Source organism: Nostoc sp., from assembly GCF_036917975.1.
GTDB lineage: Bacteria > Cyanobacteriota > Cyanobacteriia > Cyanobacteriales > Nostocaceae > Nostoc.
Genome location: NZ_JBALEJ010000095.1, coordinates 36,675 through 53,083 on the forward strand (window position 1 = coordinate 36,675; position 16,409 = coordinate 53,083).

The following is a 16,409-nucleotide window of genomic DNA, read 5'->3' on the forward strand; positions in this document are numbered from 1 at the left end:
TAATATGGCTAAATTTAGTTTTATCCGTTGGCTGCACTTATTTCTAGTTATAGGTTTTAGCTGTTTGTTACTGGTTAGCTGTGCTGTGAACTCTAGCGCGGGGAAAACTCTGCGGGTTGCTACGGAACCTGCGTTTCCACCTTTTGAGTTTAAAGGACAAGGTGGTGAGTTGCAGGGTTTTTCGATTGATTTGATGAATGCGATCGCTACTGCTGCTAACTTTAAAGTTAATTTTCAAAGTCTGCCTTTTGATGGCATTATCCCAGCTTTAGCAGCCAAAACGGTAGATGCAGCCATTAGTTCGATCACGATTACGGAGGAGAGGGCGAAGACTGTTTCTTTTTCCCGCCCCTATTTTAAGGCTGGGTTAGCGATCGCAATTCGCACAGATAATCAAGATATTACTGGTTTTGACAGTCTCAAAAATAAAAAAATTGCAGTACAAATTGGTACAACTGGGGCTGCAAAGGCTAAGAGTATTCCTGGGGTACAAATTCGCAGTTTTGATTCTGCGCCTTTAGCTTTACAAGAATTGGTTAATGGTAATGTTGATGCGGTAATTAATGACGCACCTGTTACTTTATATGCAATTAATACGGGCAATCTCCAGGGAATTAAAGTCGTACAGCAATTGCTGACGGAGGAGTTTTACGGGATTGCTACAGCTAAAAATTCACCGGATTTAGCATTAATAAATAATGGTTTAGATAGGGTTTTGAAAAATGGTACTTATTCCCAAATTTATCAGAAATGGTTTAAAGTTGAACCACCTCTATTACCAACTAAATCGCCATTTGAAAATCAAAATAACCCTGGTGCGCCTAAAATATTAACTTCAATTGGCGTGATTTTGCAGGCTTTACCAAGCTTATTGCAGGGTGCATTGGTAACATTGCAATTAACAATACTTTCTGTAGTATTTGGTTCAATTGGCGGTTCCCTAATTGGTATTGTTCGCCTTTCTCATATTGCGCCTGTGCGTTGGGTGGCGAGGGCCTATGTAGATTTTTTCCGGGGAACACCTTTGTTGGTGCAAATTTTTATGATTTACTTTGGATTACCTGCTATTTTGCAAGAACTTGGTTTGACATTTTCTTTTGATCGCCTAACTGCTGGAGTAATTGCCTTAAGTTTGAATAGCGCTGCATATATTGCCGAAGTTGTCCGGGCTGGGATTCAATCGATTGAAACAGGACAAGCAGAAGCATCACAATCATTAGGTTTAAGTTCTATACAAACCATGATTTATGTCATCTTTCCCCAAGCTTTTCGGCGGATGATTCCACCTTTGGGTAATGAGTTTATCAGTTTATTGAAAGATACTAGCTTAGTTTCTGTGATTGGGTTTGAGGAATTACTACGTAAAGGACAGTTAATTGTTGCTGACAATTATCGTGCCTTTGAAATTTACGCAGGTGTCGCGGTGGTTTATTTATGTTTGACGTTACTTTCTTCACAGGCATTTAGTCGCTTAGAAGTGTGGATGAATCCAGTTAAAAGCCAGAAGAAATATGATACCTAATAATTTTTAATTAGGGTGTGTTAGCACTGCAATAGATGAGAACAAACAGCTTCTTTATTAACAGATATTTTCGACCAGATGATACTAATTGCAATAGCACTGGAGTATTTTATCGTGTTATGGGTATTTACAGTAATTGAAGCAGAAAGCCCACCAATAACAACCTGAAAATCCCAAAAGTTTTCAGGTTGTTATGTCCTTATTGTACTAGATTAGATTTGTCGTCAATAGGTCGGAACGATGTTAGTCTTAGAAGCTAAGTTAAAAGGTAAACAAAGTCAGTACAATTCAATAGATGAAGCTATTAGAACTGCTTTGTTTATCCGTAACAAAACTCTAAGTCACTGGATGGATAATAAAAATGTTGGCAAGAATGACTTACAAAAACTTTGTGCTGTTTTAGCTCATGAATTTGATTTTGCCGATAGACTTAACTCTATGGCTCGTCAAGCTTCTGCTGATAGAGCTTGGTTTGCAATCAAGCGTTTCTACGATAATTGCAAAGCGAAGAAACCGGGTAAGAAGGGATTCCCACGATTCAAAAAACGTGGACATTCTGTAGAGTATAAAACGTCAGGCTGGAAACTTTCTCTTGACAAAAAATACATCACATTTAGCGATGGTTTTAATGCTGGAAAGTTTAAACTTGTTGGTACTCGTGACCTGAGTTTCTACCCTATTAAACAGATTAAGCGTGTCAGAATAGTTAAGCGTGCTGATGGTTATTATTGCCAATTTTGTGTTGATATTGAACGCAAAGAACAACATCAACATGACGGTGGGCAAGTTGGAATCGATGTAGGACTTGAATTTTTTTACACCGATTCTAATGGTAATACTGTTGAAAATCCTAGACTATTACGTAAATCAGAGAAGTCTTTAAAACGCAAACAACGCAAAGCTTCCAAATGCAAAAAAGGTTCAGTTAATCGTCGTAAAACTGTTAAGAAATTAGCTAAAAAACACCTCAAGGTAAGTAGACAGCGTAAAGACTTTGCTGTAAAGACAGCAAGGGCGCTTGTCCAATCTAGCGATTTGGTAGTCTATGAGGACTTGCAGGTAAAAAATATGGTTAAAAACCATCATTTAGCTAAATCTATCAGCGATGCATCATGGTCATTGTTCACTGACTGGGTAGACTACTACGCCCAAGTTTTTAATACTTGGGCGATAGCTGTTTCGCCACACTACACATCACAAGACTGCGCTGTTTGTGGGACACGAGTCAAAAAATCTTTATCTACTCGTACTCACAAATGCCATTCTTGTGGAACAGTTATGCACCGTGACCACAATGCAGCAATTATGATTTTGAACAAAGGAATTAAAAGTACTGTGGGGCGCACAGAATCTAAAGCTTGTGGACAGAACGACCTCTGCTTAAGTGGGGAAACTCCTTTAAGTAAGTTGGCTGAATGAAACAAGAATCCCACCCCTTCAAGGGGTGGGAGCGTCAAATCAGCTATCATATCAATGGTAAAATTGGGGGTTGCATTGTGGTGTTGTAAATCTTGTTGTTGGTCATAGCAATGATTTTGCACCTAAACATGAGTTACTGGTAAGAGCAAAGAAGCAAGAAAATACTGACTGATTCAGGATGAAAGAGCCTTTGCCATTTATGTAACCTACATTCCGCAGGTGTGAGGGCGAAATAAGTGTCGTTTAAAATTGTAGTAATTGGTACTTCTTTAGGCGGATTATCAGCATTGAAAATTATTCTGGGGAATTTACCAGTAGATTTTCCTGTGCCGATCGCGATCGTGCAACACCGTCACAAAGAGTCTAGTAACACCCTCCAGGAGTTATTACAAGAATCAACTTTGTTGAAAATCCGCGAAGTGGAAGACAAGGACGAAATACTAACAGGACATGTCTACATAGCCCCAGCAGATTATCACTTACTGGTTGAACCAGGTCACTTTGCCCTTTCGACTGATGAGCCTGTTTCTTATGCCCGACCGTCTATTGATGTGCTGTTTGAATCGGCAGCCGATGTCTACACAGAGCAAGTTATTGGTGTAATATTGACAGGAGCAAACCAAGATGGTATGCAGGGTCTTAAGAAAATAAAAGCGCGGGGAGGAATTACTATTGTACAAGAACCTACCACAGCTGAGAGCGACATTATGCCAGAAGCAGCAATTTCTGCTGTTACAGTAGACTGGATTTTGACACTCTCAAACATTGCTTCCCAGATGGTTAAACTTTGTCATTCATCACAGAAATAAACCGATGCAGATGGAACCCAAAGTCAACATCCTCCTAGTGGATGATAAACTAGAAAATTTGTTGGCACTAGAGGCAATCCTAGAAAAACTAGGGGAAAATCTTGTGAGAGCTACTTCTGGGGAAGAAGCTTTGCGGTGTCTGCTGCATCAAGACTTTGCAGTGATTTTGCTGGATGTGCAAATGCCTGGGATGGATGGCTTTGAAACTGCTACCCTAATTCGCAATCGGGGGCGATCGCGTCACACTCCAATTATCTTTCTCACCGCTTTTAGCACCAGCGACCAAATGCTGTTTAAAGGCTATGCCTTGGGTGCAGTTGATTATTTGCTCAAACCATTAGACCCCAATATCTTGACTTCTAAAGTCACAGTATTCGTAGAACTTTTTAAGAAAACAGAAGCCGTCAAGCAACAAGCAGCGCAGCTGGTAGCTGTCAATACTGAACTCAGACAAAGTGAAGAACGATTCCGATCGCTAAGTACCTGCTCACCAGTCGGGATTTTTGAAACTGATACTGAAGGCAACTGTAAATATACTAATCCCCGCTATCAGGCAATTTGTGGTTTGAAAGCGTCAGAGAGTTTAGAAAAGAGATGGTTGGAATCTGTTCATCCAGAAGATAGAGAACGAGCGATCGCCAGTTGGTCTGCTTACATTTATGAAGGTCGGGACTACTCAGAAGAATTTCGCTTTCAAACTGCTCAAGCTAGCATCCGTTGGGTTCAAGTCCGCTCATCACCGATGCTTTCCAGTCAAGGAGAATTACTGGGTTATGTAGGCACTCTTGAAGATATTACTGAACGCAAACAAGCAGAAGAAGTCCGCGCCCAAGTAATTCGAGAACAGACCGCTAGACAAGAAGCAGAAGCCGCAAATCGGATGAAAGATGAGTTTCTGGCTGTTCTCTCCCACGAACTCCGTACACCCCTAACCTCGATGCTGGGCTGGTCAAAAATCCTTCGCGCCAAGAAACTTGATGACAAAGCCACTTCCCGCGCCTTGGAAGCGATCGAACGCAACGCCATATCTCAGATGCAGCTAATTGAAGATATCTTGGATGTATCCCGAATCATTCGCGGTCAGTTGCGGTTAAACGTATCTGCGGTGAATCTAATCTCGGTAATGGAGGCAGCCTTAGAGGCAGTGCGTCCCCTAGCGGAAACAAAAGATATTCAATTAAATACTGTGCTGGATACAACGGTCGGGTCAGTTTATGGCGATCCAGCCCGTTTACAGCAAATAGTTTGGAATCTACTAACTAATGCCATTAAATTTACCCCAAAAGGTGGCAGAGTGGAAGTTAAGCTGTCAACTTATTTTGGATTTTCGATTTCAGATTTTGGATTGGGATCTGATAGTGAAAATTTAGAATCTTCAAATACTGATGAAAACAGTAATCTAAGATCCCAAATTCCAAATTCAAAATCCCAGTATGCTCAAATCCAAGTTATCGATACAGGCATTGGTATCAGTTCCGAGTTTTTACCCAAAGTATTTGAGCGTTTTCGCCAAGCAGACAGTACCACAACGCGATCGCACAATGGCTTAGGACTAGGACTCGCGATCGTCCGTCATCTAGTAGAACTGCATAAGGGTACAATCCTTGCCCAAAGTTCAGGTAGTGGACAAGGAGCAACCTTTACGGTGAGACTACCATTGCTACAAGACAATAGAGGAAATAGAGAAGCAACAGGAAAAATTTCCTCACCTATAGCATCTACGCCCCTGGCTGGATTAAGAGTTTTAGTTGTAGATGATGAGACAGATACCCGTAACTTTCTCAGTTTTATGTTTGAGGAATATGGGGCTTTTGCCACTGCGGTAGGATCAGTTGATGAAGCCCTAGCAGTACTTGAACAGACAAAACCAGATATCCTAATTAGCGACATCGGCATGTCAGAGCAAGATGGTTATACACTAATTCGGAAACTACGCTCTTTAGAACCAGAAAAAGGCGGACGCATCCCAGCGATCGCTTTAACAGCATACACGCGAGAGGAAGACCGCTTGGAAGTACTTTCAGCAGGGTTTCAGCAGCATTTATCTAAGCCAATTGACCCTAATAAATTGATTGCTGCGATCGCTAATGCATTAGAACTACCTCTGGAAGTTCCAGTGAGTTGATTTGGAATTGGGGACTGGGGATTGGGGACTGGGGACTGGGGACTGGGGACTGGGGACTGGGGGAGAATAAGCAATGCCCAATGCCCCATGCCTAATCAAGACAAAGTTAGAGCGTGTTTTTTCAGTTCGTCTAGAGAAACCACTTCCAAAGCTCTAGCATGGGTTGCTGAAAGTATTACAGGTGGGGCAACACCAGCTTCGAGAGCTTCTTGCCAGCGAGAAGCACACAAACACCAGCGATCGCCAGGCTTCAATCCAGGAAAATTAAAATCAGGAACAGCTGTGCTAAGGTCATTTCCCCGCGATTTGGTAAACTCCAAGAATTCTGGTGTTACTTGGGCACATACAACATGCGACCCGAAATCTTGACCACCTGTACGACAAAAACCGTCGCGGTAAAATCCTGTTACGGGAGAAGTACAGCAAGCTTCTAGGTTTCCATCGATTACATTTTTAGCGTCTGTCATAGTTAATTCACTCTAAACCATTGAGGAATTTGAACAACCTCTCAATAGTTTAGAGTTTTGAGGGTAAATTTTAACTTTACACCGTAAGTCCCCCACTGAAACGGTACTCCGTTCAGTGGTGGGAGATGTCACGAGCATAGCAGCGCTCATTGGTGTCAACTTAAGCTAAAACCCTTTTCAAATCTCGTTTCCAGCCTCCGGCTGGAAATGCCGCTCCTGGCGGCTCTGCCGCGAGTTCGAGAGGCGGCAGCCCCAAAGACGAGCATTCCCAGTCGGAGACTGGGAACGAGGCAATCTAAAAGCTAGTTCTAGACTTGCTTTCACGTTAAGTTGACACCTATGAGCAGCGCTATGCCCTTATTTATTAGCTGTCAAAATTAAACTTTAGCAGCTGCTTTGGTAACAACGTTGAGTTCACCTTTAGCATACTTAGCAGCAAAATCTTCCAAAGAAATTTGCTTAATCTTGCTAGCGTTGCCAGCAGTACCAAATTGCTGATAGCGTTCAGCACAAACCTTCTGCATGTATGTAATCGAAGGCTTGAGGAAGTGACGGGGATCAAACTCCTCTGGTTTTTTAGCCAAAGCTTCACGGACAGCAGCAGTAATAGCCAAACGGTTGTCGGTGTCGATATTTACTTTACGTACACCACTCTTAATGCCTTTTTGGATTTCTTCTACAGGTACACCGTAGGTTTCAGGAATTGCACCACCATACTGGTTAATCAGTGCTAGCAAATCTTCAGGTACAGAAGAAGAACCGTGCATTACCAAGTGGGTGTTAGGCAGACGGCGGTGAATTTCTTCAATGCGGCTGATTGCCAAAATTTCACCTGTCGGCTTGCGGGTAAACTTGTAAGCACCGTGGCTAGTGCCAATGGCAACAGCCAAAGCATCTACTTGGGTTGCTTCTACGAAGTCAACAGCTTCATCGGGGTCGGTTAGCAGTTGAGAGTGGTCGAGTGTACCTTCAAACCCGTGACCATCTTCAGCTTCACCAGCACCAGTTTCCAAAGAACCCAAACAACCGAGTTCACCTTCAACGCTGACACCCAAAGCATGAGCTACATTTACAACTTCGCGGGTAACGTTAACGTTGTACTCGAAGCTAGCGGGGGTCTTAGCATCAGCTTCTAAAGAACCATCCATCATCACGCTGGTGAAGTTGTTCTTAATTGCTGAGTAGCAGGTAGCAGGCGCATTGCCATGATCTTGGTGCATGACAATGGGAATGTGAGGATAGGTTTCTACTGCTGCCAAAATCAGGTGGCGCAAAAAGTTTTCTCCAGCATAAGCACGAGCGCCGCGTGAAGCTTGCAAAATTACGGGGCTATCTGTCTCGACAGCAGCCTTCAGGATTGCCTGAATCTGCTCCAAATTGTTAACGTTGAAAGCTGGGATGCCGTAACCGTTTTCAGCTGCGTGATCCAACAGCAGCCGCAGTGGTACAAGCGCCATAGATAATCCTCCTAATGTGGTTGTCAGCTAATCGGTCTGAGAGAAGCGTAATGATTACGCTAAATCTTAAGAGTTTTTTCAACTTATAGGAAATTATAACTAGTGTCGTGTGTCTATGTTGAAAAAGTTTACGTCATAGTTACTATAAAAAAGTCCTATACTCGCTCCCTACTCCTGTACTATGTCCCAGACTTGCTCTGTATTGCTGTACATTTAGCTACCCTATAACTAGTAGCGTTGGTAGCCCAGTATCCAAAATGCTTTTTACTAAAAATTATAAAGAGGAGCGATCGCCCCTTTATTTCATCCAATAAATTTTTATATGGGTCGCCCGGGATTCGAACCCGGAACTAATCGGTTAAAAGCCGAGTACTCTACCGTTGAGTTAGCGACCCTTTCGCTGCATTTCGCAACTTTGCCATCATAGCACAAACATCTGTAGATTTGTAAAGGGGTTTAGAAAAAATTGGCAGTCAACCAATTTTGGATTTTGGATTTTGGATTTTGGATTGACCCCAACCACTATCTTCTTTGCAAGATGCTCCGCGAAAGTAGCAGGACGAAAAAAATCTAAAATCTAAAATCAGCAGTTAATCTTACAGATGCTGTATGGCTAGCTCCTGGTGCTAACACAGTCAGGTTATCACCAGTATTGAGAGAGTTACGGGTAGCACTCCACGGTTCTAGACAGTAGAATTCTTTGCCTTTGACTGTCCAAAATACCAGGTAGGTAGAGAAATCATCATAATCCAAGGTGAGTTTTAACTTCCGGCTGCGATCTATCGCAGTGGCCGATTGATTCGTTAACTGTCCAAAGGCAAAATCAATTTCATCACGGCTAAAGTCAAAATTGCCGTCAAAGGAGTGAAATTCCTTAGTTTGATTGTCTTGATACTGCTTAGAGGGAATTTCAAGCTTTAACTGAGTTTTATCACCACACAGAAAGTAGGGATGGAAACCAGCCGAAAAGGGCATTGGTGTGGATGACAAGTTTTTATACTGCTGGCGGACTTCTAGAGTATTACCTTGGAGTTCGTAGGTGAAAGCCAGCTGAAAATCAAAAGGATAAACAGCCTTGGTTTGCTCATTGCTATTCAGAACGATAGTGAGACTAGCTTGATCTTTAGTTTTTTGTTCTGTTGCTAACCACGGCAATTCACGAGCAAAACCATGTTGCTTGAGAGTATATTTTTGACCGTTATGAGTGTAAGTATTATCTGGTAGATTGCCACAAATAGGAAACAAAATTGGATTCCCACCTCTGACACTCAACTCAGGATTGGTAAAGCGTTCAGTATCCAAGTAGAAAATTTCTTGCCCTTGAATGCGCCAACGAGTGATGATACCACCGCGTTCGGGTACGACTTCCAACTGAGAACCAGCGGCTTCGTCAGAAAGAATATAGGTTTTGTACTGTTGCTGTTGAACTGCAATGCTAAACACAAATTTAGTCCTGAAAGGATTGGGGATTGGGGATTGGGGATTAGGGATTAGGGATTAGGGATTAGAGATGAGAGATTAGGGATTAGGGATTAGGGATTAAAATAACTCTTTCCCAGTCCCCAGTCCCCAGTCCCCAATCCCCAATCCCCAGTCCCCAAAATTTATTCGTCTTCTGCAAACACGAAACGATATAACTCGCTAGGGTCTGGTTCTGGGCTGCTTTCGGCGAACTTAACGGCCTCGTCGATTACATCCTGAATTTTACGGTCAATGGCTTTAATCTCTTGCTCATCCGCCAGACTTTGTTCCAGCAAATAAGCTGCCAACTTCTTAATTGGGTCACGGGCGAACCAAAATTCTTTCTCCGCTTTGCTTCGCATTTCATCAGGATCTGCCAAGGAGTGACCCCGGAAGCGGTAGGTAAGTGCTTCAATTAATGTTGGGCCTTCACCTGCACGGGCACGGGCTACAGCTTCTTGTGCGACGGCTCGGACTGCTAGTACATCCATACCATCAACTTCCACGCCCACCATGTTAAATACACTGGCTTTTTTATAAATCTCTGGCTGGGAAGTGGCTCGTTCGTGAGACATCCCAATGGCCCACTTATTATTTTCGACCACAAACAGAATTGGCAGTTTCCAGAGGGCTGCCATATTTAGTGTCTCGAAAAACTGACCGTTGTTAGCTGCACCGTCGCCAAAAAAGCAAGCTGTCACTTGGTCAGCACTTTCATCTCCTAGCACTTCGCGGCGGTATTTGCTCGTGAAAGCCGCTCCAGCTGCTACAGGAATTCCCTCAGCCACAAAAGCGTAGCCACCTAGCAAGCGATGTTCGGCAGAAAACATGTGCATGGAACCACCGCGCCCTTTGCTGCAACCTGTGGCTTTGCCAAATAATTCTGCCATTACCTCTCTTGCTGGTACACCCGCACTTAGAGCATGAACGTGGTCGCGGTAAGTACTACAAACGTAATCTTCACCCGGTCGCATCGACTGCACAACACCACTACAAACGGCTTCTTGACCGTTGTACAAATGGACAAAACCAAACATTTTGCCCCTGTAGTACATTTCAGCGCACTTGTCTTCAAACAAGCGTCCTAATACCATGTCCTCATACAACCGTAACCCTTCTTCCTTCGTAATGTGCGTAGTAGCAGGATTAAATGTGGGTAAAGTACGCTCTTGAACCATTATTTTTGAGTATCCCTGTTGTACAACTTAAAGTTACGGTCTTAAAATAAGTTGGTCTGATAACAACTCAGCTTTTAACAGGCTAGCGTTTGTAAGACTCAACAATCAAACTTTATTTATGCACCAAAAAAGGGTCTTAGGGAATAGCTGAAGTTTTAATTTTTGATTTTTAACTTTTCAGCCCATGCCCCGTGAGGATTTGACTCTAACGGCAATATTTACCGCTTTGGGTTTTTCTCTCTCACCTAAACAGTGCTGAGTAACGAGTGCTGAGTGCTGAGTAAAAAGATTCATAAGTATTACGTCTAACTCAGAACTCAGCACGGGCTAAACGCCCTGCTATCCATGTACAGCACTCCTAAATATTCCCCTTCATAGACTAGCAATCAAGATAGGCTGTTTTCTGCATATCCATTAACAATTTCAAAAAAAAAGAAGCAAAAGTCTTTGTACCCAAATCGATAATTGTAATTAAAGGTTAATTATGATATGATTTGCTTCTCCTGTTATCAGGGTCTAATCCCCAATAGTGGTATTTTTGTTACCCTCTACTGGGAAAGTCCCGAAAAAATCAATTATCAATAGATTCTTGCAACCACAACATTTATGCCGTGATTAAAAGCGGTAGTTGTGGTTTATGGTATCGAAAGCTGATAATAGTTGTGTTAAACAAAAATACTAAGAAATAAGACAAAAAATTGAGGCTTTCTAGGCGAAAACAAAAAATTAGTACTAGAATGTGACTCAAAATTTCGGGAAGGTACAAAACAAGTTGTTGCAATATACACTTGTAGAGTAAATTCTATACGGCACTGTTATGGCACGGTTTTATTAGGCCTGGAACGCTCTAGGTGAATTATGTTGATCACGGTGCAGGGGAAGTAGGCTGTGCGAATTCCGCTAGATTACTACCGAATTTTAGGACTACCGTTAGCGGCAAGTGAAGAACAATTGCGGCAGGCATACAGCGATCGCATTGTACAATTGCCTCGACGTGAGTATTCTCAGGCAGCAATTTCTTCTCGTAAACAACTCATAGAAGAAGCTTACGTGGTTTTATCAGATCCAAAACAACGCAGTACCTACGATCAGCTTTATCTTGCTCACGCCTATGACCCTGATAACCTTGCTGCTGCCGCAGTAGCACTGGAAAATCGTCCAGAAAGCACCAAACGGGGTAGTGACATCCAAAGTCTGGGTATCGAAATTACCCAAGACGAATTAGTTGGCGCTTTATTAATTTTGCAGGAGTTGGGGGAATACGAACTTGTACTAAAACTAGGTCGTCCGTACCTGGTAAATAAAAATAGTGCTACAAGTGCAAGAAAAAGCAATAATTTAGCAGACGAAGAAATACACGAAAGTGCTGAACATCCCGATGTTGTTCTCACTGTTGCCCTTGCTTGTCTAGAATTAGGTCGCGAACAGTGGCAACAAGGTCACTACGAAAATGCCGCTATATCTCTAGAAACTGGTCAAGAACTGCTAGTACGCGAAGGGTTGTTCTCCAGTGTGCAGGCGGAAATTCAGGCGGATCTTTACAAATTGCGGCCATATCGAATTTTGGAGTTGTTGGCACTGCCTCAAGAGAAAACTGCCGAACGCAGCCAAGGTTTAGAATTATTACAAAATCTCTTAGAAGATCGTGGCGGAATTGATGGCACGAACAATGATGACTCTGGTTTAAATATAGATGACTTTCTGCGTTTTATTCAGCAGTTACGCAACCACTTAACAGTCGCAGAACAGCACAAGTTATTTGAAGCCCAAAGCAAACGTAATTCTGCTGTTGCCACTTACTTAGCTGTTTATGCCTTGATAGCACGGGGATTTGCTCAACGGCAACCGGCTTTAATTCGTCAAGCAAGGCAAATGCTCATACGTCTGGGTAAGCGCCAAGATGTACATTTAGAACAGTCGCTATGTGCTTTACTTTTAGGACAAACTGAAGAAGCAACCCGTGTTTTAGAACTTAGTCAAGAGTACGAAGCTTTAGCTTTTATTCGCGAAAAATCTCAAGACTCTCCAGATTTGTTACCAGGGCTGTGTCTATATGCAGAACAGTGGTTGCAACACGAAGTATTTCCCCATTTTCGAGATTTAGTAAACCAGCAAGCTTTTCTAAAAGATTACTTTGCGAACCGACAGGTACAAGCTTATTTAGAAGCACTGCCAACGGATGCAGAAACAACTAATGAATGGGCTGTAATTAACCCCCAATATTTTCCCAAGCCGCAGACAAATAATTCGCCTTTCCCTAACAATTCAACTAGGAATTCAGGGAAATTTAATCACAGCAGAATACCTGACCTAGATTTGCCAGAAACACCAAGAAAAGAAACACCCGAATATTCAAATTTCTCACCACCTATATGGAATTCATCAGAGAGTGTAAAATCAGAGGTTCCTGCTGCTGAACGGATGAGCAGAGGCACAAAGGAGCATTTGAATGGTTCAGCTAAAAGTGCTGCACCCAGTCATAATCAAAAGCGTCGCCGGAGAAAACCGACTCCATCTGCTAGCCGAGGACGTGTACCAGATAATCGTCCTCATTCGCGTCGTCCCCGGCGGCGGCGAACCTTTGCTAACACCATCGAAGGGAAAACACGGCTGGTATGGAGAGTATTTATTTCTTTGGTGAGTCTATTAGTTTTCTGGGTGTTAGCCACAACAACTTTTGGATGGTTAAAAAATCTGTTTTTTCCTACACGAACTGCACCTGTTTCACAGTTGTTTATACAAATAAATGAACCACCAACACTTATTCCCCCTCCAGATAGTAAACCACAACCAACAGATGGCCCTTTAACAGATGCAACGGCAGAAGAAGTTATTCAGACTTGGCTATCTACCAAAGCCGAAGCTTTAGGGCCGAATCATAAGATTAATAATTTAGAGAATATTTTAACTGGTTCCGCTTTGTCTCAATGGCGGCTGATTGCTCAACAAGATAAGACAGACAACCGCTATCGCAAATACGATCATAGCCTGAAGGTAGAATCTGTAGAGAAAATTGAGTTATTTGCAGATCGTGCCGCAGTGGTAGCTACGGTGAAGGAAGCGACACAGTTATATGAAAATGGTCAGTTTCAAAAGTCTTCTAACGAGAATTTGCGAGTTAGGTATGATTTGATTCGAGAACGAGGTAAATGGCGTATTCAGAGTGCATCTGTTGTTAATCAGATAATTAGATAAGTTGGAATTTTGAAGTTATTTCTATAAGAGGATCTTTTAAAAGTCTAAATTATTACTAGCCTTGGCGACTAGAAGTCGCACGCCAGTTGCTCATGGGGAAACCCCCAAGACCGCACTGGCTTGGTTATACAGACAAAACTCTACCTGCGTGGGTTAAGAAGCTTGATTTTTCGTTAGTCCGCGTAGGCGGACGAGAGTTTGTGTAGCCGCGATTTCCAATCGCCCAAAACGATTATGATGATTTCACTGAATTCTGTGGGAATACTTATAAATGGAAGCCTAAATATTCCTCGAAGAGCATTATGTTTGGAAAGATTGCAGCAGCGTTTCAGGAGTCTAGAGAATTTCTAAAAAGAAGCCTAGAAGAATACATTATATTTAGCTCAGGTGCTAAACAGTTGACTTTGACTAAAAAAATGGTTTTACTTCTCTGTCAACAAGCCGAATCTAGAGTTGAGCAATTAAAAAGTCTAAAACCACACTCTGAAGAGGGACTTATTGCAACAATAGAATACAATAAGATTCAAGTAAAATTACATTTTACTCCTGAGAAAATAACTCTTAATGAAGATTATCTTGAAGGGGAACTTCGCTTATTGAAACCCCCTGAATTTGATACTGAATCCATTGTTTATCGTTACCTCATTGCAGGTTGGAAAACATTTTTAGGAGGTAAACTTCCCAATGAAGCTTTACCAAAAGAGGTTAGAATTGAAAATGATAAGCTTTACTATACTCTTGCTCGAAATCAATTGCAGCTTTTAGATGACCTTTTCTATAGTCTTGAAAATGGTTCTACTTTGATTACTAACCTTAAACAAGGAAATTTAACTATTGAAACTTCAGTAGCTTTGAGTTGGAATAATATCAAGCTTCAAAATCTACTTCAACTTCTGAATCTCAAAGTAAAAACAGAGAAATAGTTTTTATTTCAATCCGGTTCAGTTAAGGCTTTAGGGACTGACAAATAAAAAAATATTCAATTAACTCTTGTGGGGTGGGCGTCTCGCCCGCCCTATAGACTGGGCGCTCATGTTGCCCACCCCACAATATTGGATAATTTATTTTCCTTTTAATAGTAGCCATCAAGAACCTCTCCCCGTAGTGAGGTGAGGTGTAATGACTATGGATGGGAATCATAACTAATTACCCGAACTTGAAGATACAGTTCGGAAATCGGGGTTCCACCCATACTATTGACGAAAGCTAACAAGCGATCGCCTTTGGCAAATGGGAGATTTGTTAGTTCTACATCTAGCCATTCTTCTTTGTCTTCATCCCACTCACGGAGTATGCGGCTGTATGCTGTATCCTCAAGGAGCGATCGCTGGTTTGTATGCAATATAGTTTGACCTCTCTCTAAATCTCTCTCCTAAAAGGAGAGAGATTTAGAATTTTCCCGCTTTTCGCGTCGGGAAGGGGGTTAGGTTTTTTTAGATAACGTGAAAAGTCAGTTATTTTTTAATGTCAATCCAAAGATTCCATTAACTCAATACACTTGTGCATCTGCTGGCGAACCGTTTCTCGATCAGCATGAAACCTTCGCCCATGACCTGGTAGCACCCATTCAAAAGAGTAATTAGCCAAGTTACGCATTGATTTAGTCTGCTCTGACCAAGAATACCAGCAGACACCGTGGAATGCAGCCAGTTGGTGCAAGCTTTCTGACCAAGCGAGATGGTCGCCAGTGAAGAGAAACTGATTTTTATAAAGTAGGACTGTTTGTCCTCTGGTGTGACCGGGAACTGGGATAATTAATAAATCTGGTGTCAAGGCAAATGGTTCTGAATCAGTTAGCTGTATTTCCACATTGCGAGTATCCGCAGTAATATCATCAGTGTGGAGGATGCGATCGCACTGAAAATGCTCGGCAAATTTTTGATGATCTGCCACATCATCCTTATGAGTTAGGTACATATAACGAATTGGCCCCAGTTCTTCTAAACGCTTCACTAAAGGCGGCGTAAACCGGGGAGAATCCACCAAAATGTTACCTTCTGGAAGTTGAATTAAATAGCTAGCAGCACCATAGGATTTTTCAGAATGATAGCCACAGTGGTAAACATTTTCCGCTACTAATATGGGAAACTGTTGTTGAGCAACTTTGATATCTTTTGGTTTCTCAACTGTGCCAATAGAACTAGTAGGACAAGCTAAAAGTGCTTCCAGCGCTGCTAATCTTTCCGCCTCATTGGTTGGTTGATGATAAACCGCCGATTGGTCATCAACATCATAAAATACTTCAGGAGCCATCCAGCGACAGGTATCACAATCAATACAGGTAGTATCTACATAAAAATCGCCGTTGACATTTTGGGGACGACGCTGATTTAAATGAGCCATATTAATCCTTTTGCTTTCAGCTGCTTACTGGGAAGCGATAAACTCTATATCACTACGCTAGCAAAAGTAACTTAGGTGGATTTTACTCATAATGTTGCTAGATGTAATTAACTTGGATGTTGGCTCAAATTTTTACAGGCTTGTCTGTAGTATAAAGATGTTGTAAAAATATACATTTGGATTTTTGCGATCGCATTTGGATAATTTTACCCTTTACTGCAAATCCAGCGAATACTTACTTAAGTATTAATAAATATATTATACTTATAATTATTGCCATAAAAATGGCTTCTGCAAGCCATAGAACTTCTTCAGAAGCCATTATACATTTGTATAACACGGCTTATGTGAATTGGGGTAGCAAAAAAGAAAGGGAAACCACAAGATAAAGGTAACGACACCAAAGCTTGAGGTCTCCTAATGAATATGGTAG

Annotated in this window: 12 protein-coding genes, 1 tRNA gene and 1 pseudogene; 6 read left to right on the top strand and 8 right to left on the bottom strand. The window is 42.0% G+C overall.

From position 1 onward, the window contains the following. Positions 1 to 4 precede the first annotated feature (4 nt). The 4 genes from V7K76_RS29455 (at position 5) to V7K76_RS29470 (ending at position 5,875) form a co-directional block, all read left to right on the top strand. Entirely contained in the window at positions 5 to 1,522 is a 1,518-nt protein-coding gene (locus V7K76_RS29455) for an ABC transporter permease subunit (protein ID WP_334777378.1), read from the top strand. A gap of 240 nt (positions 1,523 to 1,762) precedes the next feature. Beyond that, positions 1,763 to 2,941 (top strand): RNA-guided endonuclease InsQ/TnpB family protein, encoded by a 1,179-nt coding sequence (locus V7K76_RS29460; protein ID WP_334777379.1) that lies wholly within the window; start codon positions 1,763 to 1,765, stop codon positions 2,939 to 2,941. A 236-nt stretch (positions 2,942 to 3,177) separates the two neighbouring features. Beyond that, complete coding sequence (locus V7K76_RS29465; RefSeq protein ID WP_334777380.1) at positions 3,178 to 3,750, top strand: chemotaxis protein CheB; 573 nt, start codon at positions 3,178 to 3,180, stop codon at positions 3,748 to 3,750. A gap of 4 nt (positions 3,751 to 3,754) precedes the next feature. Then, positions 3,755 to 5,875, top strand: a complete 2,121-nt coding sequence (locus V7K76_RS29470) for a hybrid sensor histidine kinase/response regulator (RefSeq protein ID WP_334777381.1) — start codon at positions 3,755 to 3,757, stop codon at positions 5,873 to 5,875. A 95-nt stretch (positions 5,876 to 5,970) separates the two neighbouring features. On the opposite strand, the gene V7K76_RS29475 is transcribed toward V7K76_RS29470, so the two are convergent. The 6 genes from V7K76_RS29475 to pdhA form a co-directional block, all read right to left on the bottom strand. Continuing rightward, on the bottom strand, positions 5,971 to 6,342 hold the full coding sequence (locus V7K76_RS29475; protein ID WP_334777383.1) for a DUF2237 family protein: 372 nt from the start codon (positions 6,340 to 6,342) through the stop codon (positions 5,971 to 5,973). A gap of 177 nt (positions 6,343 to 6,519) precedes the next feature. After that, a complete protein-coding gene (locus tag V7K76_RS29480) occupies positions 6,520 to 6,666 on the bottom strand; it encodes a hypothetical protein (RefSeq protein WP_334777385.1) in 147 nt (48 codons plus the stop codon). Between the two features lie 53 nt (positions 6,667 to 6,719). After that, positions 6,720 to 7,799 (bottom strand): class II fructose-bisphosphate aldolase, encoded by a 1,080-nt coding sequence (gene fba, locus V7K76_RS29485; protein WP_094346179.1) that lies wholly within the window; start codon positions 7,797 to 7,799, stop codon positions 6,720 to 6,722. 323 nt (positions 7,800 to 8,122) lie between these two features. Then, positions 8,123 to 8,194: transfer RNA gene (locus V7K76_RS29490), tRNA-Lys, on the bottom strand. Between the two features lie 175 nt (positions 8,195 to 8,369). Beyond that, positions 8,370 to 9,242 (bottom strand): aldose epimerase family protein, encoded by an 873-nt coding sequence (locus tag V7K76_RS29495; RefSeq protein WP_334777386.1) that lies wholly within the window; start codon positions 9,240 to 9,242, stop codon positions 8,370 to 8,372. A gap of 161 nt (positions 9,243 to 9,403) precedes the next feature. Beyond that, complete coding sequence (gene pdhA, locus V7K76_RS29500) at positions 9,404 to 10,438, bottom strand: pyruvate dehydrogenase (acetyl-transferring) E1 component subunit alpha (RefSeq protein ID WP_334777388.1); 1,035 nt, start codon at positions 10,436 to 10,438, stop codon at positions 9,404 to 9,406. Between the two features lie 888 nt (positions 10,439 to 11,326). On the opposite strand from pdhA, the gene V7K76_RS29505 reads away from it, so the two are divergent. Both V7K76_RS29505 and V7K76_RS29510 read left to right on the top strand, forming a co-directional pair. Next, positions 11,327 to 13,633 (top strand): IMS domain-containing protein, encoded by a 2,307-nt coding sequence (locus tag V7K76_RS29505; RefSeq protein WP_334777389.1) that lies wholly within the window; start codon positions 11,327 to 11,329, stop codon positions 13,631 to 13,633. A 302-nt stretch (positions 13,634 to 13,935) separates the two neighbouring features. Next, a complete protein-coding gene (locus tag V7K76_RS29510; RefSeq protein WP_334777390.1) occupies positions 13,936 to 14,556 on the top strand; it encodes a hypothetical protein in 621 nt (206 codons plus the stop codon). Between the two features lie 218 nt (positions 14,557 to 14,774). On the opposite strand, the pseudogene V7K76_RS29515 reads toward V7K76_RS29510, so the two are convergent. Together V7K76_RS29515 and V7K76_RS29520 are read right to left on the bottom strand one after the other, a co-directional pair. Next, positions 14,775 to 14,957, bottom strand: a pseudogene (locus V7K76_RS29515) (dihydroxyacetone kinase); the annotation flags it as partial. A 143-nt stretch (positions 14,958 to 15,100) separates the two neighbouring features. Then, entirely contained in the window at positions 15,101 to 15,976 is an 876-nt protein-coding gene (locus tag V7K76_RS29520) for an MBL fold metallo-hydrolase (RefSeq protein ID WP_334777391.1), read from the bottom strand. Positions 15,977 to 16,409 lie beyond the last annotated feature (433 nt).